Source organism: Megasphaera cerevisiae DSM 20462 (assembly GCF_001045675.1).
Lineage (GTDB): Bacteria > Bacillota > Negativicutes > Veillonellales > Megasphaeraceae > Megasphaera > Megasphaera cerevisiae.
The window spans coordinates 22,787-29,320 of the sequence record NZ_LEKT01000038.1 but is presented as its reverse complement, the minus strand read 5'-3'; the positions used below and the strand labels follow the sequence as shown (position 1 = coordinate 29,320).

Sequence of the window (6,534 nt, the reverse complement as noted above, 5' to 3'; positions counted from 1 at the left end):
GGCCTTTGAATCCTTTGAACAGTTTTTTATATTTCTTTTCTACCAGGTCCCACGGAATGAATGCTGCTTTCTTGATCCAACGGTTGTTCGGATCCATTTGTAATCCCAAGGGCTGATTAAAATCTTCGAAGGAAAGTTGTTTAGAAGGAGTTTTATACATGTTATATCACCTGTGTGCAAGGATTTTGAGCTGTTTTCCACCATACTCATGCACTTATTATACTACGAAACACTGATGAATACTGCAGTGATGCACACTCTGTTGGTTTGTGCAGTTTACATTATTTATGTAAGCAACGTATAGTGAAACGCGACTGGGGAAGTAAAATTCAAAAGATTTTCGTATTAGTAATCATTGGGATAGTCAATGGTGGAGACCGGAAAAATTGGAAAAATTCCGGTGTTGGGCTCAAGAAACGAGGGTTTTGCGGAGTTCCATCTGATTATTACCGGAACGCAGGATGATAGCTTATGAGGTTGTGTGTGAAGCGGGCGCCATGAATGGGGCCCCTACGAAACCGGGGAAACGTTCCATAGGAACGCATTGTTTCATACCCCGATCCTGCGATAGTGTATATAAGGAATAGTGAATGGTTTCTCCTGCACCGTAGGGGCGTAATTCATTACGTCCGCCATTCTTCATGGGACATTCCCAACCTGATTCTCACTGTGTAAATCCATACAATGCCATGTGTGTATATAGCGGGCGCCATGAATGGGGCCCCTACGAAACCGGGGAAGCGTTCCATAGGAACGCATTGTTTCATACGCCGATCCTGCGATAGTGTATATAAGGAATAGTGAATGGTTTCTCCTGCACCGTAGGGGCGTAATTCATTACGTCCGCCATTCTTCATGAGACATTCCCACCCTGATTCTCACTGTGTAAATCCATACAATGCCATGTGTGTATATAGCGGGCGCCATGAATGGGCCCCCTACGAGGGTGCAGGGATTCTGGGCTTGTGAAGCGGGCGCCATGAATGGGGCCCCTACGAGGGTGCAGGGATTCTGGGCTGTGTGAAGCGGGCGCCATGAATGGGGCCCCTACGAGGGTGCAGGGATTCTGGGCTGTGTGAAGCGGGCGCCATGAATGGGGCCCCTACGAGGGTGCAGGGATTCTGGGCTGTGTGAAGCGGGCGCCATGAATGGGGCCCCTACGAGGGTGCAGGGATTCTGGGCTTGTGAAGCGGGCGTCATGAATGGGGCCCCTACGAGGGTGCAGGGATTCTGGGCTTGTGAAGCGGGCGCCATGAATGGGGCCCCTACGAGGGTGCAGGGATTCTGGGCTGTGTGAAGCGGGCGCCATGAATGGGGCCCCTACGAGGGTGCAGGGATTCTGGGCTGTGTGAAGCGGGCGCCATAATGGGGTCCCGATTGTATGGTAGAGGGACACAAGGATGACCATAGGATAGGTATGGTACAAAAAAGCGCCGCAGGCGTGACCGGATAGGTCATCGCCTGCGGCGCACTGTGTAGTCTCAGCCCAGTGTTTCAATAAAAGCCTTGACTACTTCAGGATCAAAGAGAAGGCCGGAAGCGCTAAATAGTTCCCGTACAGCTTGTTGTTTTGTTTTGGCCCAAAATTCAGTAGATGGATTGATGATCATGTCATAATAGTCCGCAACAGCGATAATGCGGGCACCAAAAGGAATATTAGCACCGCATAAATGCTTGGGAAAACCCGAACCATCCCAGCGTTCGTGATGATAACGGATATACGGAATAATATCCTGGCAGCAGGGAATATTTTCCAGCATATTGCCGCCTGCTGCGGCGTGACGCTTATACATGGCTTTTTCCGAACGGTTCAGATACGGCATTTTAGCTAAAAGGGTATTGGAAACAAAGAGCAGACCTACATCGTGGAGCAGGGCTGCATGTTTGATTTGCTCAATTTCACTTTTGGGCAGTGCCAGCTTGGCCGCAATGCTGACGCTGTAGTTGGCTACCTGCAGGGAATGCATATATAGGCGCTGGCTTTTCAGCTGTATGAAGTTGAGCAATTCCGCCGTAATTGTATCAAGGGAACTCATTTCTTCCCTGCCGATACCGGCTGCCTGTTTTAAAGATACCATATACATGATAAACAAACCCTTTCACTTGCAGAAGATTACTTTTTCTTGACCGTATGATGAGACCGTCGTATTTTTGGGGGATGCCGCAGGATATTAAACATTTTTGTGCTTGTCTTTTTAATGCGGGCCCCTGTGTTTTTCATCCGGCGGATTGTCGTGATCTTGGATTTCCGTTTGGGACGCATATCACGGATCGATCCAAAATCGCCGCGGCGGATGCTGGTAGCCTTGATGCGGTCTGATCGGAAATTAACCTTCAAGGCACCCATGATCTGACTGGCTTTCAAATCAATATTGAAGCTGTAGATATCAATAGCGGCATAGGCAAGAAGCGGATACGTATGAATGCAGATATGGGCGTTACCCGATACGGCAATACACGTCAGCTCGTCATCTATGTGATAAAATGTAATACCGTCCAAGGGTGCGCCTACAAGCTCAAAAGCCCGTTCCATAATAGGCTGCAGCTCCTCCGGATCGCTGAATGTGACTTTACAATTGTAAAAGTCAATAAGTAAATGTTTTCCTAATGTGTTGTTCATATTTTCCACCCGTAAAATTGTTACAGTTCATTATATAATGTTTTTCCCACCTTGTAAACGAGATTTTCTAAAAGGAAATATAGTGTTCCCACATATATAAAATTGCTATTCTGTAACCTTTGTGTAAAAATACAGGCTTTTGAGAGGTTGAAACTGAAAAAGAGACCTAAGATATATCAATATATCATGACTCCATGCGAATTAGATACAAAGAAAGGGCCTGTTATATCAAAGACACAAGATCTAACTCGTGCCATACGTTGCTATAACAGACCCTTATTTGAAAATATATTTATTTTTCAACAGTTGTTTCGTGATACGGATTGAAGGTAAAGCTGTGACCGTCGTAGCCAATAGACACGGTATCTCCTTCACGGACAGCCCCGCTGATGATATCCCGGCTGAGAGCCGTTTCTACGGTGTGCGTGATGAGACGACGCAGGGGACGGGCACCGAATTGGGGATCAAAGCCTTGATCCGCCAGCGCATGGAGCGCATCCTCTGTCCATGTGAGGTGTATCTTTACTTGCTTTTCCAACCGTTCGTTCAGCCGTTTCAGGAGGATAGATGCAATATGCATGACCTGATCCTTTTGGAGAGCTTTGAATACGACGATATCATCGACCCGATTGAGAAATTCCGGGCGGAAATATTGCTTCAGCAATTCTCGTACTGCTTTTTCGGCCTGGGTAAAGTCCTGCGCTTCCAGAATTTCATGAGATCCCAGGTTACTGGTCATAATGATGATCGTATTCTTGAAGTTGACGACACGGCCCTTGCCGTCCGTCAGACGGCCGTCATCCAGAATTTGCAGCAGTACATTGAAAATATCCGGATGGGCTTTTTCAATTTCATCGAGAAGGATGACGCTGTATGGACGACGCCGTACGGCTTCGGTAAGCTGACCGCCTTCATCATAGCCCACATATCCCGGAGGCGCTCCGATCAGACGGGATACGGTGTGTTTTTCCATATATTCACTCATATCAATGCGGATGATATTGCGTTCGTCGTCAAAAAGTGCTTCCGCCAGGGTTTTGGCAAGTTCCGTTTTACCGACACCTGTCGGTCCCAGGAAGATAAACGAACCAATAGGGCGGTTGGGATCCTTGATGCCGGCACGAGCACGAATAATAGCATCACTGACGACACGGACCGCTTCGTTCTGACCTACGACACGCTGATGCAGCATATCGTCGAGATGGAGCAGCTTTTCCCGTTCACCGGTCATCATCTTTGTCACCGGAATGCCGGTCCAGCGGCTGACCACCTGGGCGATGTCCTCTTCACCGACTTCTTCTTTTAGCAGCTGTGACTCCTGATGTTCTGCCAGATACGTTTCCTGATCCTGCAATTTCTTCTGCAGTTCCGGAAGTTTGCCATATTTCAATTCCGAGGCTTTGGCCAGATCATAGCTATGTTCGGCCTGTTCCATCTGACTTTTCACAGAGTCAATTTCTTTTTTTATGGCCTGCGTACGCAGAATAGATTGCTTTTCTTCATCCCACTTAGCTTGCAATGCACTTTCTTTTTCTTTTAATTCATTCTTGGTTTCTGTGATTTTAGCCAGGCGTTCCTTGGAAGCCTCATCTGTTTCCTTGTTCAAGGATTGTTCTTCGATTTCCAGCTGCATGATCTTGTGACGGATATCGTCGAGAGGAGCCGGCATGGATTCGATTTCCGTACGCAGCTTGGCGGCAGCTTCATCGACCAGGTCGATCGCTTTATCCGGCAGGAACCGGTCGGAAATATACCGGTCTGACAAGATGGCGGCAGCGACCAGAGCCTTATCACGAATACGAACGCCATGATGCACTTCGTACCGTTCCTTCAGACCGCGGAGGATCGTGATTGTGTCTTCTACCGACGGCTGATCCACCATGACAGGCTGGAAACGGCGTTCTAAGGCAGCATCCTTTTCTATATATTTCTGATATTCATTTAGGGTTGTAGCCCCGATGCAGCGTAATTCACCGCGAGCCAGCATCGGTTTCAAGATATTTCCGGCATCCATAGAGCCTTCTGAAGCGCCGGCGCCGACGACCGTGTGGATTTCATCGATAAAAAGAAGAATTTGGCCGTCTGATTTGGAAATTTCGTTTAAGACCGATTTGAGACGTTCTTCGAATTCGCCGCGGTATTTCGCTCCTGCGATCAGAGATCCCATGTCGAGGGAATAGAGCGTTTTATTTTTTAATGATTCCGGTACGTCGCCGCTTATGATACGGCGGGCCAAGCCTTCGACGATAGCCGTCTTGCCGACCCCCGGTTCCCCGATCAGAACCGGATTATTTTTGGTGCGTCGTGATAAAATTTCAATCGTGCGGCGAATTTCATCGTCACGGCCGATAACAGGATCCAGCTTGTTTTTGCGAGCGGCTGCCGTCAAATCACGGCCGTATTTTTCCAGCGCCTTATAATTATCCTCCGGCTTGTCGCTGTTGACATTTCCTTTACGATTTGCCTTGACAGTACTCAAAATCTTGTCCTTTGTCAGGCCAAACTCACGGCACAAGGACTGAACGGCTTCGTCACTTTCTTCCACAATACCGACCAGTAAGTGTTCTGTGCTGACATAGTCGTCATGCATGGATTCGGCAAGCTGCTGTGCTTTGCCGATGATCCGAACCATTTCGGTAGACATGGTCAGCTGACTCTGCCCTTTAACGGATGGAATTCGTTTCAGCAGTTGTTCCAAGCGGGCCTGCAGCATTGGCAGATCCGTGTGACATTCCGAGAAAATGGTGGAAAGGAGCCCTTCCGGTTCCTTGACCAATCCCATCAACATGTGGACGGAACTGATTTCCTGATTATAATTCAACGCGGCAATCTGTTGAGCAGACTGAAAAGCATCGATTACTTTTTGCGTGTATTTTTCGTTTCCCATAGGTAAAACCTCCTCATAGTACAGGGCTTTTTTCTGTAGTAGGGACTTATTCCCAAGCTCAATTCTTATTATACAGGTAAAAGTCAAAAAGTCAATAGAACAAAAAAAGAAGAAAAAAAAGAGAAGAAGGTACAGCAAAGAAATTTTCTTGACAAAGAAGGAACGATGTCATTACAATTTGATTAAGGCAATACATAGGAGACGATGTTATGAACGATAAGGACGTACAGTATCTTGAAAAGAAAGCCTTTGGCGGCGATACAAATGCGCAATGCCAGATAGGGGATATCTATTTCTTTGACGGCGAAACCGAGGAGGAATGGCGTCGTGCCGCATATTGGTATCGTATTGCCGCACGTCATGGAAATGCCGAGGCGCAGTATAATCTAGGCTATCAATATGAACACGGTATCGGTGTGGAAGAAGACCGCTCCATGGCCGGAACGTGGTATCGCAAAGCAGCAGAACAGGCGTATGGCCCTGCAGAAAATAATCTGGGACATTTGTATGAAAGCGGCTGGAGTGCGGGGCAGGATTATATACAGGCGCTGTACTGGTATGAACGGGCAGGGAGGCACGATGATAGTGATGGACAATGCAATGCCGGCATTATGTACCAGTTTGGCTATACAGGGATACAAGATGACAAAAAAGCAGCCTATTGGTATAGTAAGGCTGCTCGGCAGAATAATTATATTGCTCAAAATAATTTGGGATATCTATATGAAACGGGTCGCGGCGTGGTTCAAGATTATAGGAAGGCGTCCTATTGGTATCAAAAAGCGGCTCTTGCCGGAGACGGCCCGGCACAGAATAATCTGGGACAGCTATATCGCGATGGCAGGGGAGTGGCACAGGATGTCTGTCAGGCCGCCTATTGGTTTTCCCTGTCAGCAGAAAATGGATATCTTGAAGGCATAAAAAATTATGCCAACGCCTGTGAAAAAGGCATTGGCATGATAGCAGATCCGGAACAAGCGGCGTATTGGCGCCGTCAAGCCGAATGGATAAACCGAAAATGAACGTG

The 6,534-nt window shown here is 47.6% G+C and carries 6 protein-coding genes; 2 read left to right on the top strand and 4 right to left on the bottom strand.

The genetic code is table 11. The annotated features are described in order from the left end of the window. Nucleotides 1-623: 623 nt before the first annotated feature. On the bottom strand, nt 624-857 hold the full coding sequence (locus tag AB840_RS10645; protein ID WP_048514829.1) for a hypothetical protein: 234 nt from the start codon (nt 855-857) through the stop codon (nt 624-626). Nucleotides 858-1,093: 236 nt separating this feature from the next. Between AB840_RS10645 and AB840_RS10640 the strand changes: the two genes are divergently transcribed. Further along, nucleotides 1,094-1,297 (top strand): hypothetical protein, encoded by a 204-nt coding sequence (locus AB840_RS10640; protein WP_048514828.1) that lies wholly within the window; start codon nt 1,094-1,096, stop codon nt 1,295-1,297. A 184-nt stretch (nt 1,298-1,481) separates the two neighbouring features. On the opposite strand, the gene AB840_RS10635 is transcribed toward AB840_RS10640, so the two are convergent. From AB840_RS10635 to clpB, 3 genes are all read right to left on the bottom strand, one after another. Further along, nucleotides 1,482-2,084 (bottom strand): HD-GYP domain-containing protein, encoded by a 603-nt coding sequence (locus AB840_RS10635; protein WP_048514827.1) that lies wholly within the window; start codon nt 2,082-2,084, stop codon nt 1,482-1,484. Between the two features lie 29 nt (nt 2,085-2,113). Continuing rightward, nucleotides 2,114-2,620 carry an S-adenosylmethionine decarboxylase family protein gene (locus tag AB840_RS10630; RefSeq protein WP_048514826.1) on the bottom strand — a complete coding sequence of 169 codons (507 nt, stop codon included), beginning with the start codon at nt 2,618-2,620 and terminating at the stop codon, nt 2,114-2,116. Nucleotides 2,621-2,912: 292 nt separating this feature from the next. Beyond that, nucleotides 2,913-5,507, bottom strand: coding sequence for an ATP-dependent chaperone ClpB (gene clpB, locus AB840_RS10625; protein WP_048514825.1), 2,595 nt, complete (start codon nt 5,505-5,507; stop codon nt 2,913-2,915). A 209-nt stretch (nt 5,508-5,716) separates the two neighbouring features. Here clpB and AB840_RS10620 point away from each other — a divergent pair, with 209 nt between their 5' ends. Beyond that, nucleotides 5,717-6,529: a tetratricopeptide repeat protein gene (locus AB840_RS10620; protein WP_048514824.1), complete on the top strand. Its 813-nt coding sequence runs from the start codon at nt 5,717-5,719 to the stop codon at nt 6,527-6,529. The last annotated feature ends 5 nt before the right edge of the window (nt 6,530-6,534 follow it).

Excerpts from the sequence above, each read along its gene's own strand:
- AB840_RS10645 (WP_048514829.1), bottom strand. The coding sequence starts at position 857 with ATGAAGAATGGCGGACGTAATGAATTACGCCCCTACGGTGCAGGAGAA.
- AB840_RS10640 (WP_048514828.1), top strand. The coding sequence starts at position 1,094 with ATGGGGCCCCTACGAGGGTGCAGGGATTCTGGGCTGTGTGAAGCGGGC.
- AB840_RS10635 (WP_048514827.1), bottom strand. The coding sequence starts at position 2,084 with ATGTATATGGTATCTTTAAAACAGGCAGCCGGTATCGGCAGGGAAGAA.
- AB840_RS10630 (WP_048514826.1), bottom strand. The coding sequence starts at position 2,620 with ATGAACAACACATTAGGAAAACATTTACTTATTGACTTTTACAATTGT.
- clpB (WP_048514825.1), bottom strand. The coding sequence starts at position 5,507 with ATGGGAAACGAAAAATACACGCAAAAAGTAATCGATGCTTTTCAGTCT.
- AB840_RS10620 (WP_048514824.1), top strand. The coding sequence starts at position 5,717 with ATGAACGATAAGGACGTACAGTATCTTGAAAAGAAAGCCTTTGGCGGC.